Below are 17,236 nucleotides of genomic sequence, written 5' to 3'. Positions count from 1 at the left end.
CCGGTCCGGGGCACCAGGCACCGGCCGGGGCTAGCTGCCCGCGAGCAGTTGACCCCCGAGGTGTCGAAAGAACTGCGTCATAGCCGCTGATGCTGTCACCAGCCCGGCCAGGTGTCAATCGTGCGGCGACAACCTGACTCTTGCGCTTGCTTTGTAGGACTTGGCGGACTATCTGCGCGATCAATCCCACATCGCAAGACTGAGGGGCTGGCGCCGAAAGGCCCCGGCGCCAAAAGTGCTTGCCGAACACGAAAGTCCCTCTTGGCCGATATCGCCCGCTTGATCCAGCTGATCGCACCCGAGGCCGAAGCGCTCGGGTTCGATCTTGTGCGGGTGAAGATGATGGCGAGCGAAGCCGGTGACGGCGGCCTGGCCTTGCAGATCATGGCCGAGGACCCCGCGACGGGCCAGCTGGTGATCGACCAGTGCGCCGCGCTTTCCCGCCGGGTATCCGCGGTGATCGACGAGGCGGAAGAGGCGGGCGAGGAACTGATCGAGGGCGCTTATCACCTCGAAGTCAGCAGCCCCGGCATCGACCGGCCGCTGACCCGGCCCAAGGATTTCGCCAACTGGGCGGGGCACGAGGCGAAGATCGAGACGCTTTCGCCAATCAATGGTCAGAAGCGGTTTCGCGGCAAGCTCGTCGGAATGTCACCCGACGGGGACGCCGCCGGGATCTACAACAAGGACGGCGACATCACCTTCATCGTCTTGTCCGAAATCCAGTCGGCCAAGCTCGTCCTCACCGACGCGCTGATCGCCGCCACCCAACCCCTCGACACGTCAGGTGCCGACGAAATTCTCGAAACAGAGGAAGAGTAAGACCGCCATGGCCACCTCCATTTCCGCCAACCGGGCAGAACTGCTCGCGATCGCCAACTCGGTCGCGTCGGAAAAGATGATCGACAAGTCCATCGTCATCGAGGCGATGGAAGAAGCGATCCAGAAGGCCGCCCGCGCGCGGTACGGCAACGAGAACGATATCCGCGCCAAGCTCGACCCGCTGACCGGCGACCTGCGCCTGTGGCGCGTGGTCGAGGTGGTTGAGGAAGTGGAGGACTACTTCAAGCAGGTCGGGCTTGAGCAGGCAGCCAAGCTGCAGGCCGATGCCAAGGTAGGCGACTACATCGTTGATCCGCTGCCGCCGGTCGATCTTGGCCGGATCGACGCGCAGAGCGCCAAGCAGGTGATCTTCCAGAAGGTCCGCGATGCCGAGCGCGAGCGCCAGTTCGAAGAATTCCAGGACCGCGCGGGCGAGATCATCACCGGCGTGATCAAGTCGGTCGAGTTCGGCCACGTGATCGTCAACCTCGGCCGCGCCGAAGGCGTGATCCGGCGCGACCAGCAAATCCCCCGCGAAGCCGCCCGTCCGGGCGAGCGGGTCCGCGCGCTGATCACCAAGGTGGAGCGCAACAATCGCGGGCCGCAGATCTTCCTTTCCCGCGCCCACCCCGAATTCATGAAGAAGCTGTTCGCGCAGGAAGTGCCCGAGATCTATGACGGGGTGATCACCATCCAGGCCGCCGCCCGCGATCCGGGCAGCCGCGCCAAGATCGGCGTGATCAGCCGCGATTCGAGCATCGATCCGGTCGGCGCCTGCGTCGGCATGAAGGGCAGCCGCGTGCAGGCCGTCGTCCAGGAACTGCAGGGCGAGAAGATCGACATCATCCCGTGGAGCGAGGATACCGCGACGTTCGTGGTCAACGCGCTGCAGCCCGCCACCGTCAGCCGCGTGGTGCTCGACGAGGAAGACGGGCGGATCGAAGTCGTGGTGCCCGACGACCAGCTCAGCCTGGCGATCGGCCGCCGCGGCCAGAACGTGCGTCTGGCTTCGCAGCTGACCGGTCACCAGATCGACATCATGACCGAGGAAGAAGCGAGCGAGAAGCGCAGCAAGGAATTCGCCGAGCGGTCCAAGATGTTCGAGGAAGAGCTCGACGTCGACGAGACGCTGAGCCAGCTGCTGGTGGCCGAAGGCTTCGCCGAACTGGAGGAGGTCGCCTATGTCGACCTGTCCGAGCTGGCCGGGATCGAAGGCTTCGACGACGAACTTGCCGAGGAACTGCAGAGCCGCGCGACCGAGGCGCTGGAGCGGCAGGAAGCCGGCCATCGCCAGGAACGCCAGGCGCTTGGGGTCGAGGATGCGCTGGCCGACATCCCGCACCTCAACGAAAAGATGCTGGTCACGCTGGGCAAGGCGGGGATCAAGACGCTCGACGATCTGGCCGACCTCGCCACCGACGAACTGATCGCCAAGAAGCGCGAAGCGCCCCGCCGCCGCCAGCCCGCGCCGACCGAAGGTCCGCGCCTGCGCAGCGATCGCCCGGCCAAGCCGGAAGACAAGGGCGGCGTGCTGGGCGAATACGGCCTGACCGAAGAGCAGGGCAACGAGATCATCATGGCGGCCCGCGCCCACTGGTTCGACGATGAGGAAGCGCCTGCCGATGCCGGCGCTCCGACCGAGGAGGCCGTGAATGCGGACTCCGAACAATGAGCCGCTAGGTTCCGACATCGCAGAGGGGTCCCCGGAAAGCAGTACTTTCCGGGATGCCCAAGCGCGCGGCCCCCGCAAGGCGGAGCCGGAGCGCAAGTGCATCCTGTCAGGGGAGCATGGCGCGCGGGATGCGCTGGTGCGGCTGGCGGTTTCGCCCGATGGCCTGGTGCTGCCCGACATTCACGCCAAAGCACCCGGACGCGGTGCGTGGCTGGCCGTGTCGCGCGCCGAGCTGGAGACCGCGATCGCCAAGGGCAAGCTGAAGGGCGCGCTCGCGCGGGCGTTCAGCAAATCCGTGGGGGGCGCGGCGCTGACCGTGCCCGAAGACCTGCCGCAGCGGATCGAGGACGGCCTGCGCCGCGCGCTGCTCGACCGGCTCGGCCTCGAAATGCGCGCCGGACATCTTATCTTGGGGTCCGAACGGATCGCGGAGCATGCCCGGGGCGGGGCGGTGGACCTGCTGCTGCACGCCTCCGACGCCAGGGAAGACGGCAACCGCAAGCTGGACCAGGCGTGGCGCGTGGGGCGCGACGTGGAAGGATCGGGCGAGACCGGGGTGGTCTTGCCACTGGACCGGGCGGCTTTGTCTGTGGCAATGGGCCGCGACAACGTCGTCCATATGGCGCTGGCCGATGCGGCCGCAGCCGCGCGGGTATCGCTCGCGCTTGAGCGCCTGAAGCATTTCCTGGGGCATCCGACCGCGGATGCCGCAACGCAAGCCGGTGAGCCGCCGCTCGCCGGGATGGACGACCGATCGAAGGACGAGTTTTAAGTTTATGAGCGACAGCAACGACACTCCGCGCGAACGCAAGCCATTGGGGCTGAAGCGTTCGGTCGACGCGGGCGAGGTCAAGCAGACCTTCAGTCACGGCCGCACCAACAAGGTGGTGGTCGAGGTCAAGCGTCGCCGCCTGGTGGGCAAGCCGGGGGAGGCCGCGCCGCCGCCTCCGCCGGTCGAGGCTGCGCCTCCGCCGCCGCCGCCGCCACCCCCTCCGCCGGCGCCCGCCGCGCGCAAGGCCGCGCCGTCGGGCGAAACCCCGCAGGAGCGAGTCGCTCGCCTGCAGCGCGAGGCCGAAGAAGCGCGCCTCGCCACCCTGGCCCAGCAAACCGAGCGTGAGGCCGAAGAACGCGCCCGCGCGATCGAGGAAGAACGCCGCCGCGCCGAAGCCAAGCGCGAGGCCGAGACTGCCGCCTCGCAGGAACCCGCGCCGGCGCCTGCGCCTGACGCCGCTCCGACCGCCGCACCCGAAACCGCCGCCGCTCCCACGGGCGATAGTGCCGTAGAAACTGCTGGCGAAGGGGCTGCTGAAGGGTCAGGCGAAGGTTCGGGCGATGCCGCCAGCACCGCCGCGCCCGCCGCGCGCCGGTTCACCCCGGTTGCCCGTCCCGAGATCAAGCGTCCCGAGAAGAAGAAAGAGGAGAAGCGCCCCGTCGCGGCTCCGGAACGTGGCGGCGGCGGTGCCGGCGATCGCCGCTCGGGCAAGCTGACCGTCACCCGCGCGCTCAACGAGGACGAAGGGCGCCGGGCGCGCTCGCTCGCCGCGCTGAAGCGCGCCCGCGAAAAGGAACGCCGCACGCACGGCGGCCCGTCGACTCCGCGCGAAAAGCAGGTGCGCGACGTGGTCGTGCCCGAAGCGATCACCGTGCAGGAACTCGCCAACCGGATGGCCGAAAAGGGCGCCGACCTGGTGAAGGCGCTGTTCAACATGGGCATGATGGTCACCGTCAACCAGACGATCGACCAGGACACCGCCGAACTGCTGGTCGAGGAATTCGGTCACAACCTGACCCGCGTTTCGGCGAGCGATGTCGACATCGACGCCAGCGAGGACGCCGATCCCGAAGACACGCTGCAGCCGCGCCCGCCGGTCGTGACGATCATGGGCCACGTCGATCACGGCAAGACCTCGCTGCTCGACGCGCTGCGCGGAACCGACGTGGTGAAGGGGGAAGCCGGCGGCATCACCCAGCACATCGGCGCGTACCAGATCACCACCAAGGGCCAGAAGGGTCAGCCGGGCGAGAAGATCACCTTCCTCGACACCCCGGGCCACGCCGCGTTCACCGAAATGCGCGCGCGCGGCGCGAACGTGACCGACATCGTCATCCTGGTGGTGGCGGGCGATGACGCGATCATGCCGCAGACGATCGAGGCGATCAGCCACACCAAGGCGGCCGGCGTGCCGATGATCGTGGCGATCACCAAGTCCGACCGTCCCGAATACAACCCGCAGAAGATCCGCGAGCGCCTGCTGGAACATGAAGTCATCGTCGAGGCGATGAGCGGCGACGTGCAGGACGTGGAAGTCTCGGCCAAGACCGGTGCCGGGCTCGACGACCTGATCGCCAAGATCCTGCTCCAGGCCGAACTGCTCGAACTGAAGGCCAACCCCGATCGCGCGGCGGAAGCGACCGTGATCGAGGCGCAGCTCGACAAGGGCCGCGGTCCGGTCGCGACGGTGCTGGTCACCCGCGGCACGCTGAAGCGGGGCGACACCTTCGTGGTCGGCACCGAAAGCGGCCGCGTCCGCGCGCTGGTCGACGACAAGGGCAAGCAGGTCAAGGAAGCGGGCCCGTCGGTCCCGGTCGAGGTCCTCGGCCTGGGCGGCGTGCCCGACGCCGGCGAGCAGATGACCGTGGTCGAGAACGAGCAGCGCGCCCGCGAAGTCGCGCAGTACCGCCAGGAACGCGCGACCGAAAAGCGCACCGCGCTGGCGCCGACCAATTTCGACACGATGTTCTCCAACCTGAAGAGCGACGTGGTCGAATACCCGGTTGTGGTGAAGGCCGACGTGAAGGGTTCGGTCGAGGCGATCGTCACCGCGCTGCACGCGATCTCGAACGACGACATCAAGGTCCGCGTACTGCACGCCGGCGTGGGTGCCATCACCGAAAGCGACGTCCAGCTGGCCGCCGCTTCCAAGGCACCGATCATCGGCTTCAACGTGCGGCCCAATCCCAAGGCGCGCCTGCTGGTCACGCGCGACCGGGTGGAGATGAAGTACTTCGACGTCATCTATCACCTGACCGAGGAAATCTCGAAAGAGATGGCCGGCGTGCTGGGTCCGCTGCGGATCGAGAACGTGCTGGGCCGGGCCGAGGTCAAGGAAGTGTTCAAGTCGGGCAAGAAGGACAAGGCCGCCGGCCTGCTGGTGGTCGAGGGGTCGATCCGCAAGGGTCTCCATGCCCGGCTCACCCGCGCCGACGTCATCGTTTCGGCGACCACCATCGCCTCGCTGCGGCGGTTCAAGGACGACGTCGACGAAGTCCGCGGCGGGCTGGAATGCGGCGTGGTGCTGGCCGACACCAACGACATCAAGCCGGGCGACCAGCTCGAGGTGTTCGAGGTCGAGGAGCGGGAACGCATCCTCTAGCCGATGGAACGCTACGTCGCCCTGCTCGGGTCAATCAACGTCGGGGGCAACCGGCTGCTGATGGCGGACCTGCGCCACGCGCTCGAGCGCGAGGAGTTCGAGGACGTGGAGACGGTGGTCGCCAGCGGCAACGTGCTGTTCCGGCATGAGGAGCGGCCGTCGCAGGGCCTAGCGGACAAGTTCGCCTACGTGCTGCGCGACCGGTTCGACATCGACAGCTTCGCCGCGGTCCGCACCCGCGACGAATTGGCGGCGGCGATCGACGGCAATCCGTTCCACGGGGTGGGGGAGGATAACCTCGTCCACACGCTGTTCCTGGAACGGCAGCCGAGCGCGCAGCAGTTCGCCGACCTGATCGACACCTACGCCGGCCGTGGTCCCGAAAAGCTTGCCCCGGGCACCTGCGCGCTGCACGTCGATTACGTGACCGGCGTGGGGACCAGCAAGCTGACCGGCGCCTTCATCGAGCGCAAGCTCGGCAGCCGCGCGACGGCACGCAACATGCGTTCGCTGAAGCGCATCCTCGCGAAGATGGACGGGGCGACGATGGACGCGGAAACGATGGATCAGGCAGACTGATGGCGCACAAGGCGGCCACTCCCGAACAGCAATCGGTCCGCGTCCTCAAGGTGGGCGAGCGGGTGCGCCACATCCTGTCCGAACTGCTCGCGCGGGGCGAGGTGCACGACGACGTGCTGACCGCGCACTCGGTCTCGGTCACCGAAGTGCGGATGACGCCTGACCTGCGCAACGCCGCCGCTTACGTGAAGCCTCTGCTGGGCAAGGACGAGGCGATCGTGCTGAAAGCGCTGCGGACCAACACCGCGTTCTTCCAGCGCGAGGTGGCGAAGCGCCTGGGCCTCAAGTTCGCGCCCCGCCTGTCGTTCAAGCCGGACGAAAGCTTCGACGAGGCCGCGCGGATCGAGCGGCTGCTCAACGATCCCAAGGTCGCGCGCGACCTTGGCGAGCCGGACGAAGACTGACGGTCAGCGGCGATCCGGTCCGCTGAGCGCGATGGCCAGCCCGCTGCCGAGCACCAGCGCATCCTCGACAAAGCCGGTGCGGGTCTGGCCCCACCGCTTCATCGCCGCACAGCGCAGCCGCCAGCCGATGTACGACGCACCCAGCGCGGTGACCGCCGCCACCGCCGCCCCGGCGGCCCGCTGCCCCCTTGGCGCCATGGCCGCCCCGGCATAGGCGCTGGTCAGCGTGCGCACGAACAGGCCGGCCGGGACGACGCGGTCAGGCGCGCTCTTCATCTTGTCGCCAGCCATCTCCGCCGCCGCGAGCGCCACGCTGCCGCCGGCGACAAAGCGATTGCCGATCAGGCGCTGCAACGGGACGGAGGCGGGCAGGGTGCCTTGCCGCGCGCCGGCGGCGGTCACCGCCAGCGGCGTGATCCCGCGCTGGCCAGCGACCAGCCCGATGAGAAACGAACGAAGCATGGCGATCCTTGAAAGTCCGGTTTCCGGCTTAACGCCGCGAGCCGGCCTTTTATCCGCAGGATCGCACGCCCCCGGCTTTTCAAGCATCGCCCGCGCCGCCAGACCGCGCGCATGGCCAAGCTGTATTTCTACTACGCCAGCATGAACGCGGGGAAGAGCTCGACCCTGCTGCAGGCAGCCTTCAACTATGGCGAGCGCGACATGCGCGTGTCTCTATGGACCGCCGCGCTCGACGATCGGCCCGGTTTCGGCGCGATCAGCAGCCGCATCGGGCTGGCCAGCGATGCCCATCGGTTCACTGGCGACACCGACATCGAGGCCCGCGTGCTGGCCGACGCCTATGAGGCAGCAATCGCCTGCGTGCTGGTGGACGAGGCACAGTTCCTGACCAAGGCGCAGGTGTGGCAGCTTGCCCGCCTCGCTGACAGCGCGGACATCCCGGTCGTATGCTATGGCCTGCGCACCGATTTCCAGGGAGAGCTGTTCGCCGGCTCCGCCGCCCTGCTGGGCATCGCCGATGCCCTGATCGAACTGAAGGGCGTGTGCCACTGCGGACGCAAGGCGACGATGAACCTGCGCGTCGACGAGCGGGGCAAGGCGGTGCGCGAAGGCGAGCAGACCGAGGTCGGCGGCAACGAGCGCTATGTGGCATTGTGTCGCAGGCACTTCTGCGCGGCGCTGGGACACCCCACATGAGCGGCCAACCCGGAAAGCATTGATGTCTGAAACCCTTCAACTCGCCCTGCTGCTGATACCCTGCCTGATCGTCGCCATCGTGTTTCACGAAGTGGCGCACGGCTGGGCGGCGCTGGCGCTGGGCGATCCCACCGCGAAGGAAGCGCGGCGGCTGAGCCTGAACCCCATTCGCCACGTCGATCCCATCGGCACGCTGCTGGTGCCCGGCGCGATGGCGCTGATCGGCGGGCCGATCTTCGGCTGGGCCAAGCCGGTGCCGGTCAACTTCGCCCGGCTGGACAACCCGCGGCTGGGCATGATGCTGGTCGCCGCCGCGGGACCCGGGACCAACATCCTGCTGGGCGCGCTCGGCGCGATCGCGCTCGGTCTGTATGCTGGCGCGATCGCCGTGCCGACCGAGGCGAATGAGTTCGTGATCGGCGGGCTGCTCCTATTCATCACGATCAACGTATTCCTCGCGCTATTCAACCTGCTGCCGATCCCGCCGTTCGACGGCTCCCACATCGTCGAGGGGCTGCTGCCGCGCAGCCTGGCGCATCACTATGCCAAGCTGCGCAACTTGGGGATGCTGCTGTTCATCGCGCTGATCGCGGCGACCTGGGCGTTCCCTGAGACCGGGATCATCGAGAACACCGTCGGCCCCCCGGTCGAATGGGTGCGGGGGCAGTTCCTGACCCTGGCGGGCTGGGTGGCGGGTGCCTGACCAGCCGCTTGCCGCGGTATCGGGCTGGCTGATCCTCGACAAGCCGCGCGGGCTCGGCTCCACGCAAGGGGTCGCGGCGGTCAAGCGGGTGCTGCGGCAGGCCGGGTATGGCAAGGTCAAGATCGGCCACGGCGGCACGCTCGACCCGCTGGCCGAAGGCATCCTTCCGATCGCGCTGGGGGAGGCGACCAAGCTCGCCGGGCGGATGCTCGATGCGAGTAAGGTGTACGAGTTCACGATTGCCTTCGGCGAGGAGACCGACACGCTCGACACCGAGGGTGCGGTGGTCGCCCGCTCCGACCGGCTGCCGACCGCGGAAGAGGTCGAAGCAGTGCTGCCGCGCTTCACCGGCCCGATCGAGCAGGTTCCGCCGGCTTATTCGGCGCTGAAAGTCGGCGGGCGGCGGGCCTACGACCTCGCCCGGGCGGGCGAGGAGGTGGAACTGGCGATGCGGTCCGTGACCGTGTTCGACCTCGGGGCGATCGACGCGGCGCAGGCGGGCCGGATCACCCTGCGTGCTCACGTCAGCAAGGGTACGTACATCCGTTCCCTGGCACGGGACATCGCGCGCGCCCTGGGGACGGTCGGCCACGTGACCAATCTCAGGCGTACGCAGGCGGGTCCGTTCGCGCAGGCGCAGGCGATTTCGCTGGACTTGCTGAACGAAATCGGCAACGGCGCGCGCCTTGAAGACCACCTCCTGCCGCTGGAGGCTGGGCTGGACGGTATCCCGGCCCATGACCTCGATCGAACAAGCGCGCAGGCGGCCCGACAGGGCCGGGTCTTGTTCGATCAAGCCTTGCCCGACGGGCTGTTCCTAGCGCGATACGCCGGCGTGCCGGTCGCGTTGATGGAAACCCGCGGGGGGACGACGACCGTCGTCCGCGGCTTCAACCTCCCCGATGCCGCGAAAGATGAAGACTTATGACGATTACCGCCGAAAAGAAGCAAGAGGTCATCAAGGATAACGCCCGTCAAGACGGCGATACCGGATCTCCCGAAGTGCAGGTCGCGATCCTCACCGAGCGTATCCGCAACCTCACCGACCACTTCAAGGGCCACCACAAGGACAACCATTCGCGGCGCGGGCTGCTTATGATGGTCAACAAGCGCCGCACGCTGCTCGCCTATCTCAAGAAGATCGACGTCGAGCGGTACAATGCGCTGATCGCGAAGCTCGGGCTTCGCAAGTAAGGTTCGCGGGAAGGGCGGCTTCAGGGCCGCCCTTCTTGCATTCGGGCTCGCGGGCATTCGGCCCGCCCGGCCCTGGGGCGACAGACGAGCCCCGCACCGGACCGGGACGGCTTACCCGGATCAGAGGCCCCGCACCGCAATACGGCCGTGCGGGTCACGAAGGAAAACGTAATGTTCGACACCAAGACTGTATCGATGGAGTGGGGCGGCAAGACCCTCACCCTGGAAACCGGGCGTATCGCCCGCCAGGCCGATGGCGCGGTTCTCGCCACCTATGGCGAAACCGTGGTGCTGTGCGCCGTGACCGCCGCCAAGTCGGTCAAGGAGGGGCAGGACTTCTTCCCCCTCACCGTCCACTATCAGGAAAAGTTCTTCGCCGCCGGGCGCATTCCGGGCGGCTTCTTTAAGCGTGAGCGCGGGGCGACCGAAAAGGAAACGCTGACCAGCCGCCTGATCGACCGTCCGGTCCGCCCGCTGTTCCCCGAAGGGTTCTACAACGAGATCAACGTCATCGCCCAGGTGCTGAGCTTCGACGGCGAGGTCGAGCCCGACATCGTTGCGATGATCGCCGCCTCGGCCGCGCTGACCATTTCGGGCGTGCCGTTCATGGGCCCGATCGGCGCCGCGCGCGTCGGCTATGTCGACGGTGAATACACCCTCAACCCGCGCCAGCCCGAAGCTGCCGCCGGCGCGCTCGACCTGGTCGTGGCCGCCACCGGCAACGCGGTGATGATGGTCGAATCCGAAGCGAAGGAGCTGTCGGAAGAGGTCATGCTCGGCGCGGTGCTGTTCGCGCACGACGAGATCAAGAAGGTCGTCGGCCTGATCTGCGACCTTGCTGAACAGGCTGCCAAGGATCCCTGGGCGGTCGACAAGGTCGAAGGCAAGGCCGAGACGCTGGAAGAGCTGCGCTCGGTCATCGGCGAAGACCTCGCCGCCGCCTACAAGCTGACCAACAAGTCCGAACGGCAGAACGCCATCAACGCAGCCCGCACCAAGGCGCGCGAGCACTTCGCGCACCTCGAAGCAGGCGATCCGGCCGGATACATGGGCCGCATCAAGCTGGTGAAGAGCCTGGAAAGCGACATCGTCCGCAAGGCGATCCTCAAGGACGGCACCCGCATCGACGGGCGCAAGACCGACCAGGTCCGCCCGATCGAATCGATGGTCCACATCCTGCCCCGCGCGCACGGCTCGGCACTGTTCACCCGCGGCGAGACGCAGGCGATCTGCACCGCGACCCTGGGCACCAAGGACAGCGAGCAGATGATCGACGGGCTGGAGGGTCTCTCCTACTCGAACTTCATGCTGCACTATAACTTCCCGCCCTATTCGGTCGGCGAAGTGGGCCGTTTCGGCGCCCCCTCGCGCCGCGACACCGGCCACGGCAAGCTCGCCTGGCGGGCGCTGCGGGCGGTGCTGCCGGCGAAGGAAGAGTTTCCCTATACGATCCGCGTGGTGTCCGACATCACCGAGTCCAACGGCTCTTCGTCGATGGCGACGGTCTGCGGCGGCAGCCTCGCTCTGATGGACGCCGGCGTGCCGATCACGCGCCCGGTTTCGGGCATCGCGATGGGCCTGATCCTGGAAGGTGACGAGTTCACCGTGCTCAGCGACATCCTCGGCGACGAGGATCACCTGGGCGACATGGACTTCAAGGTCGCCGGCACGTCCGAAGGCATCACCACGATGCAGATGGACATCAAGGTCGCCGGGATCACTCGCGAGATCTTCGAGGCGGCGCTGGGCCAGGCCAAGGCCGGCCGCGCGCACATCCTGGGCGAGATGCAGAAGGCGCTGGGCGAAGCCCGCACCGAGCTGTCGGCGCACGCGCCGCGCATCGAGACGATGCAGATCGACAAGTCGAAGATCCGCGACATCATCGGCACCGGCGGCAAGATGATCCGCGAGATCGTCGCTGAAACCGGCGCCAAGGTCGACATCGACGACGAGGGCCTGATCAAGATCAGCTCGAGCGACCTCAGCCAGATCGAGGCCGCGCGCAAGTGGATCTCGGGCATCGTGGAAGAGGCTGAAGTCGGCAAGATCTACGACGGCAAGGTCGTCAACATCGTCGATTTCGGCGCGTTCGTGAACTTCATGGGCGGCAAGGACGGTCTCGTCCATGTCAGCGAAATGAAGAACGAGCGGGTGGAGAAGCCGACCGATGTCGTCTCCGAAGGCCAGGAAGTGAAGGTCAAGGTGCTCGAGATCGACCAGCGCGGCAAGGTTCGCCTGTCGATGCGCGTCGTCGACCAGGAAACCGGCGCCGAGCTGGAGGACACCCGTCCTCCGCGCGAACCGCGTGAGCCCCGTTCGGGCGGCGGTGACCGTGGCGGCGATCGTCGCGGACCCCGCAGTGGCGGTGGTGACCGCGGCGGACGCGGCGGCGGCGATCGCGGCCCGCGCCGTGACGGCGGCGGCGACCGGGGACCCCGGCGCGACCGCGACGACCGTCCTTCGAACGGCGGCGGCGAGAGCCACATCCCGGACTTCCTCAAGGACTGATCCGGTTCGCTGAACCAAGACGCAAATCGGGAAGGGCCGCCGGAGAGATCCGGCGGCCCTTTTCTTTTGCGTTGGCGCCTGCGAGGAGGCTGCCATGCTACCCCGCGAAACGATCGCCACCGCGCGCATCCCCGATGGCGACACGCTGACGCTGGTGCGCCATGGCACCGATCACATCGTCATGCTCGGCCGCGACGAGCTGATGGGCACGCGGATGCGTTTTTCCGAAGAGCAGCTGGCCGAATTGACGATCGAGCGCCTGGGCAAGCCGAACGCGCGCCTGCTGATCGGCGGCTACGGGATGGGCTTTACCCTTCGGGCCGCGCTGGCGGCGCTGGGACCGCACGGATCGGTCACGGTGGCCGAGATCGTGCCGGAAATCCTCGACTGGGCCAAGGGACCGCTGGCGGACCTGACCGGCGACAGCCTGGCCGATCCCCGCGCCCGGATCGAGCTATGTGACGTGGCCGCGCTGATCGATGACGCGGGCGACGGCACGAGCGCGGCGTACGATGCGATCCTGCTCGATGTCGACAACGGCCCTGACGGGATCGTGCGCACGGGTAACGAGCGGCTCTATACCCGCACCGGCATCGCTCGTGCGCGCGACGCGCTCAACCCCGGCGGCTTGCTGGCGGTGTGGTCCGCCGGCCCCGATCCCAAGTTCACCCGCCGCCTTCAGGACGCGGGGCTGGAGGTGGAGGAACGCTTCGTCCGCGCACGCCCCAACAACAAGGGGCCGCGCCATACGATCTGGTTTGCCCGGAAGCCCTGAACCCCGGCGTTAGCTCGCGAGGCGCATCCGGCCGAGGAAGTCGCGCTTGCCGATGCTGAGCCCCTTCATCCGCAGGATGTCGTACGCCGTCGCGGCGTGAAAATAGAAATTCGGCTGGCTGAAGCTGAGCAGGAAGTTCTCGGCCGTGAACGGCATCTTGAAGTCGCGCATCTGGAACAGCATCGGCGCGCCGATCTTGGCTTCCAGTTCGTCTTCGGTGACCGCTTCCAGCGTGGCGACCGCCGCGTCGAGCTTGGCGCGTAGTCCGGCAAAGTCCTGTGGCGGCGCTTCCATGGCCGGGGAGAACACTCCGGCGCGCAGCCCCTCGATCGCGCCGCCAGTGTGGTCGGCCACGCTTTTCACCTGATAGGCGAATGGCAGCATCTGGTCGTGCAGGCACGCGCCGATCAGCGCGGATGCTTCGCTGCCCTGTTCGCCGCACCACGCCTCCGCCTTGTTGATCAGCCCATGCGTGGTGCCCAGCATCTGCAGGGCGCCGGGGACGAAAGCGGCGTGAAGCGAAAGCGGCATCGGTTATCCTCTCGGTCAGCAAAAAGGCCCGGCAGTCTGGCGACCACCGGGCCTGAAACTGGTTTAGCGAACCCGCGGGCCGCCGAATGGCAGCGGCGGAGGGGGCCGGCGGGCACCCCGCGGCAGCTGCGCCTGATACGCGCGGCCGCAGTGTTGCACGCAATACGGGAAGCCGGGGTTCACCGCTTCTCCGCAGAAGTGGAAGTCCGCCTCGCCCGGGTGGCCCATCGGCCAGCGGCACACCTTGTCGTTGAGATCGAGCAGCGAGGTCTTGTCCGCGATGTCGGCGCTGGGCTTGGCGGGGACCAGCCGGCGCGGCGGCGCGGGCGGGATCGGCGGCTGCTGGTCGCCCGGACCCTGGCGCAGGAACCCGCCCGGCCCGACCGAGACGATCTTGGGCATGGGCGTCGAATTGGGGATCGGCTGGCTGGGCGTGGCGCTGGCCGCCGCCGGTGATGGAGCGGGCTGCGGCTCGGGCTCGCGCGGCGCGGGCGCCGCGGCGACCGGGCGCTTGACCGCGGGCCGCGCCGCCGCAGCAGCGGGCGCAGGCGCGGGGGCCGCCTTCTTCGCCTCGGGCTTGTCTTCGTTCGGCTTGACCGGGGACGGGCGCGCCTTCAGCCCCAGGCGGTGCGCCTTGCCGATCACGGCGTTGCGGCTAACCCCGCCAAGCTCGTCGGCGATCTGGCTGGCGGTGGCGCCGCCTTCCCACATCTTCTTAAGGGTCGCGATGCGTTCGTCGGTCCAGCTCATCGGGTCGATTTCGTCCTGTCGGTGTTCGAGCGGCGGTTGCTTCAGGGGGCGCTTGGCCCTAGTCGCGGCGCCATGGCCGATCAAGTCCAGTCCCTGTCAGCCGCCGCGCCTGCCGCTGGAAGCGAAGGCGCGCTGCGCCAGTCGTTCCACCCGCGGGGCACGCCGGTCATCCAGGGTCTCAATCGGATCGGCCTGTGGAGCCTCTATATGAAGGAGGTGCGCCGGTTTCTCAAGGTGCAGACCCAGACGATCTGGGCTCCGGCGGTCACCACGCTGCTGTTTCTGGTCATTTTCACCGTCGCGCTGAGCGGAACCGGCCGGTCGGGCCGCGAAGTGCTGGGCGTGCCGTTCGCCTCGTTCGTGGCGCCGGGGCTGATCGTGATGGGCATGATGCAGAACGCATTCGCCAATTCCAGCTTCAGTTTCCTGTCGGGCAAGATCCAAGGCACCATCATCGACCTGCTGATGCCGCCGCTGTCCAACGGCGAACTGATGGCGGGGATCGTCGGCGCCGCGGTCACCCGGGCGATCGCCGTCGGCCTGGCGGTGGGGGCGGCGATGCTGCTGTTCCCCGGCGTGTCCCTGCACATGGCGCACCCGTGGGCGGTGGCGTGGTTCGGCTTGATGGGGGCGATCATGCTGGCGGTGCTGGGGCTGCTGACGTCGATCTGGGCGGAAAAGTTCGACCACGCGGCGGCGGTGACCAACTTCGTGGTCGCGCCGCTCAGCCTGCTGTCGGGCACGTTCTATGTGATCGACAATCTCGCGCCGGCGTTCCAGGCGATCAGCCGGGCCAATCCGTTCTTCTATGTGATCAGCGGCTTCCGCTTCGGGTTCCTGGGCCGCAGCGACATCGGCGATACCAACATGGCGGTGTTCCATGGCGCGGTCGGTCTGGGGGTATTCAACGCGCTGCTGGCGCTCGGCACTTACATGATCCTGCGATCGGGGTGGAAACTGAAGAGCTGACGCTCGGCGTCAGTGCGTCAGCCCGCGGCGAAGGCGGTAGCGGCCTTCGTCGAACGTTTCGAACAGTTCGGGCACCTGCGGGTGATCCACCGGTCCGTTCTCCGCGTCATGCACCAGGTTCTGCTGGCTGACGTAGGCCACGTAACTGCTGTCCGAATTCTCGGCCAACAGGTGGTAGAACGGCTGGTCCTTGTTCGGCCGGACCGCAGCGGGAATCGATTCGTACCATTCGTCGCTGTTGGCGAACACCGGATCGATATCGAACACCACTCCGCGAAAATCGAACAGGCGGTGGCGAACCACTTCGCCCACGCCGAAGCGGGTCGAGGAATGGCGCGGCGCCTCGATCGTGCGGCCGGCGGTGGGGGAAAAGAACTGCGAACGATCCATGGGTGAAATATAAGCCTCTGCACACATCAAACAAGCGCCGCCGCCCGCTTGTTCCCCGCCCGGTTCAGTTGGGGACTTGGCAAGCCCGAAACGCTCGGCTAGGCGGCGCGCTCGTTTCGGCCAGACCCCCCTCGGGGGTCAAGCGCACGAGCTCTTGCGGAGAGGTGGCAGAGTGGTCGAACGCGCCGCACTCGAAATGCGGTGTACGGGCAACCGTACCGTGGGTTCGAATCCCACCCTCTCCGCCACCGACCATTGATTCCGGAACTTGCGAGCAGCTCACCTCCCTAAACTGCGAGATGCTGAATGCTTCTGAACCATCGCTGCGCCGAGGAGGAGCTTCAAGTTTTGCTGGCCCGACGATCATGATGCCGCCCCGGCGTTATTTGTTGCTCCCCGGGTGCAGACGGGTTCTATGGTCGGGAGTTGTTGCTTGATGGAGGCGCCGGCGAATTAGTAGTTTCTAAACCATAGTCGTAGATGATTGTCGCCGATGGGTGCTTTCATGACTCGTGTTTGGATGATGATTGGGCTTGCCGCCCTAGTTGCCGGTTGCGCTGCAGATGTGAGGTCCCGCCAATTAAGCTCCGTCGACTTTTCTGATGCAACCGCACTCCAAGAAATTCGCAGCCAACTCGACTACCGTGAACTTGGCGCGTTCAATGATTACATCTTCCGTCACCATACTGCTTCTGCTAGCTTTTGTGGCCAATCACTAGCGGGAGTCGACGGCGCACCACCCGCAACAATTGGGGAAGCAATCCTCCTGTCAGCGGCTCGCGGTGAACGAGAGCGTGCAGCGTTAGCGGAAGCCAGCAGGGTCCGAACTCCTCGAGAGCTAGCGCTACGCAGGTGGGAAGATCTCATCTCCGAGCGAGATATGTTGATCGATGCTCAGAGTATGATGAAGGCAAGTCATGGAACGTCCGCAACAAAAATGAGAGAGTGGGCGTCGGTCGAGGAGCGGCTTGCGGCGGTCGACCGGCGACTTCTGGCGATCAAGCCGCAAGTGTTCGGCCCAGCATAATGCTTTGCGTGGTGCAGCTACCTTATTAAGGACGCGAACCCACCGATCTCTCTTGCGTGTCATTCTGGGGCTTACTGATCTCGGACGGCGCAAACTCCGGCAGTCCGACATAGAACCAGTGGCGTTCACAAAGCCCCCGCGGCACTACAGTTTTGCAGTAGCTGCTAGGCCGCAAATCAAGAGTACATATTGGATGAAGATAGCTGTTGTTGGATCAGGATACGTCGGATTGGTCTCGGGAGCCTGCTTCGCCGACTTCGGCCACGAGGTGGTATGCATCGACAAGGATGCCGCCAAGATCGGGCGGCTCGAGGACGGCATCATGCCGATCTATGAACCCGGTCTCGATGCGCTGGTGGAAGCCAACGTGAAGGCGGGGC

General features: G+C 66.8%; 18 protein-coding genes and 1 tRNA gene. 15 read left to right on the top strand and 4 right to left on the bottom strand.

What is annotated here, in order from left to right:
- Positions 1 to 261: 261 nt before the first annotated feature.
- From rimP to rbfA, 6 genes are read left to right on the top strand one after another with little or no spacing between them, the layout of a single operon-like run.
- Positions 262 to 822: a ribosome maturation protein RimP gene (gene rimP, locus E0504_RS29490; protein ID WP_131626201.1), complete on the top strand. Its 561-nt coding sequence runs from the start codon at positions 262 to 264 to the stop codon at positions 820 to 822.
- Positions 823 to 829: 7 nt separating this feature from the next.
- A complete protein-coding gene (gene nusA / locus E0504_RS29485) occupies positions 830 to 2,494 on the top strand; it encodes a transcription termination factor NusA (RefSeq protein WP_131626200.1) in 1,665 nt (554 codons plus the stop codon).
- Complete coding sequence (locus E0504_RS29480) at positions 2,475 to 3,266, top strand: DUF448 domain-containing protein (RefSeq protein WP_131626199.1); 792 nt, start codon at positions 2,475 to 2,477, stop codon at positions 3,264 to 3,266. The genes nusA and E0504_RS29480 overlap by 20 nt, the downstream gene beginning before the upstream one ends.
- A 4-nt stretch (positions 3,267 to 3,270) precedes the next feature.
- Positions 3,271 to 5,868 carry a translation initiation factor IF-2 gene (gene infB / locus E0504_RS29475; RefSeq protein ID WP_131626198.1) on the top strand — a complete coding sequence of 866 codons (2,598 nt, stop codon included), beginning with the start codon at positions 3,271 to 3,273 and terminating at the stop codon, positions 5,866 to 5,868.
- Positions 5,869 to 5,871: 3 nt separating this feature from the next.
- Complete coding sequence (locus tag E0504_RS29470; RefSeq protein WP_131626197.1) at positions 5,872 to 6,447, top strand: DUF1697 domain-containing protein; 576 nt, start codon at positions 5,872 to 5,874, stop codon at positions 6,445 to 6,447.
- On the top strand, positions 6,447 to 6,851 hold the full coding sequence (gene rbfA / locus E0504_RS29465) for a 30S ribosome-binding factor RbfA (protein WP_131626196.1): 405 nt from the start codon (positions 6,447 to 6,449) through the stop codon (positions 6,849 to 6,851). The genes E0504_RS29470 and rbfA overlap by 1 nt, the downstream gene beginning before the upstream one ends.
- 3 nt (positions 6,852 to 6,854) lie before the next feature.
- Here rbfA and E0504_RS29460 read toward each other — a convergent pair whose 3' ends face one another.
- Entirely contained in the window at positions 6,855 to 7,313 is a 459-nt protein-coding gene (locus E0504_RS29460) for a DUF4126 domain-containing protein (RefSeq protein ID WP_131626195.1), read from the bottom strand.
- 111 nt (positions 7,314 to 7,424) lie between these two features.
- On the opposite strand from E0504_RS29460, the gene E0504_RS29455 reads away from it, so the two are divergent.
- The 6 genes from E0504_RS29455 to E0504_RS29430 all read left to right on the top strand — a co-directional run bounded on the left by E0504_RS29455 (position 7,425) and on the right by E0504_RS29430 (position 13,189).
- Positions 7,425 to 8,009 (top strand): thymidine kinase, encoded by a 585-nt coding sequence (locus tag E0504_RS29455; RefSeq protein WP_131626194.1) that lies wholly within the window; start codon positions 7,425 to 7,427, stop codon positions 8,007 to 8,009.
- A gap of 22 nt (positions 8,010 to 8,031) precedes the next feature.
- Complete coding sequence (locus E0504_RS29450) at positions 8,032 to 8,712, top strand: site-2 protease family protein (protein WP_131626193.1); 681 nt, start codon at positions 8,032 to 8,034, stop codon at positions 8,710 to 8,712.
- Positions 8,705 to 9,640, top strand: a complete 936-nt coding sequence (gene truB / locus E0504_RS29445; protein ID WP_131626192.1) for a tRNA pseudouridine(55) synthase TruB — start codon at positions 8,705 to 8,707, stop codon at positions 9,638 to 9,640. The genes E0504_RS29450 and truB overlap by 8 nt, the downstream gene beginning before the upstream one ends.
- Complete coding sequence (gene rpsO / locus E0504_RS29440) at positions 9,637 to 9,906, top strand: 30S ribosomal protein S15 (RefSeq protein ID WP_131626191.1); 270 nt, start codon at positions 9,637 to 9,639, stop codon at positions 9,904 to 9,906. Before truB ends, rpsO begins: the two co-directional genes overlap by 4 nt.
- 171 nt (positions 9,907 to 10,077) lie before the next feature.
- Positions 10,078 to 12,414: a polyribonucleotide nucleotidyltransferase gene (gene pnp / locus E0504_RS29435; protein WP_131626190.1), complete on the top strand. Its 2,337-nt coding sequence runs from the start codon at positions 10,078 to 10,080 to the stop codon at positions 12,412 to 12,414.
- A 94-nt stretch (positions 12,415 to 12,508) separates the two neighbouring features.
- Positions 12,509 to 13,189, top strand: a complete 681-nt coding sequence (locus E0504_RS29430) for a spermidine synthase (RefSeq protein ID WP_131626189.1) — start codon at positions 12,509 to 12,511, stop codon at positions 13,187 to 13,189.
- Positions 13,190 to 13,198: 9 nt separating this feature from the next.
- On the opposite strand, the gene E0504_RS29425 is transcribed toward E0504_RS29430, so the two are convergent.
- Both E0504_RS29425 and E0504_RS29420 read right to left on the bottom strand, forming a co-directional pair.
- Entirely contained in the window at positions 13,199 to 13,720 is a 522-nt protein-coding gene (locus E0504_RS29425) for a DUF1993 family protein (RefSeq protein WP_131626188.1), read from the bottom strand.
- 63 nt (positions 13,721 to 13,783) lie between these two features.
- On the bottom strand, positions 13,784 to 14,470 hold the full coding sequence (locus E0504_RS29420) for a GcrA family cell cycle regulator (protein ID WP_131626226.1): 687 nt from the start codon (positions 14,468 to 14,470) through the stop codon (positions 13,784 to 13,786).
- 72 nt (positions 14,471 to 14,542) lie between these two features.
- Between E0504_RS29420 and E0504_RS29415 the strand changes: the two genes are divergently transcribed.
- On the top strand, positions 14,543 to 15,439 hold the full coding sequence (locus E0504_RS29415; protein WP_131626187.1) for an ABC transporter permease: 897 nt from the start codon (positions 14,543 to 14,545) through the stop codon (positions 15,437 to 15,439).
- 9 nt (positions 15,440 to 15,448) lie between these two features.
- Here the strand turns inward: E0504_RS29415 and hspQ are convergent, their stop codons facing one another.
- Positions 15,449 to 15,829: a heat shock protein HspQ gene (hspQ, locus tag E0504_RS29410; RefSeq protein ID WP_131626186.1), complete on the bottom strand. Its 381-nt coding sequence runs from the start codon at positions 15,827 to 15,829 to the stop codon at positions 15,449 to 15,451.
- 158 nt (positions 15,830 to 15,987) lie between these two features.
- Here hspQ and E0504_RS29405 point away from each other — a divergent pair.
- Positions 15,988 to 16,077 (top strand) — tRNA-Ser (locus E0504_RS29405).
- 972 nt (positions 16,078 to 17,049) lie between these two features.
- Positions 17,050 to 17,236, top strand: a 187-nt coding sequence (locus E0504_RS29400) for an NAD-binding protein (RefSeq protein WP_373693952.1), incomplete at its 3' end; no start/stop codon positions are given.

The organism is Parafrankia sp. BMG5.11 (genome assembly GCF_004337455.1).
This window is presented reverse-complemented; position numbering and strand designations above follow the sequence as displayed.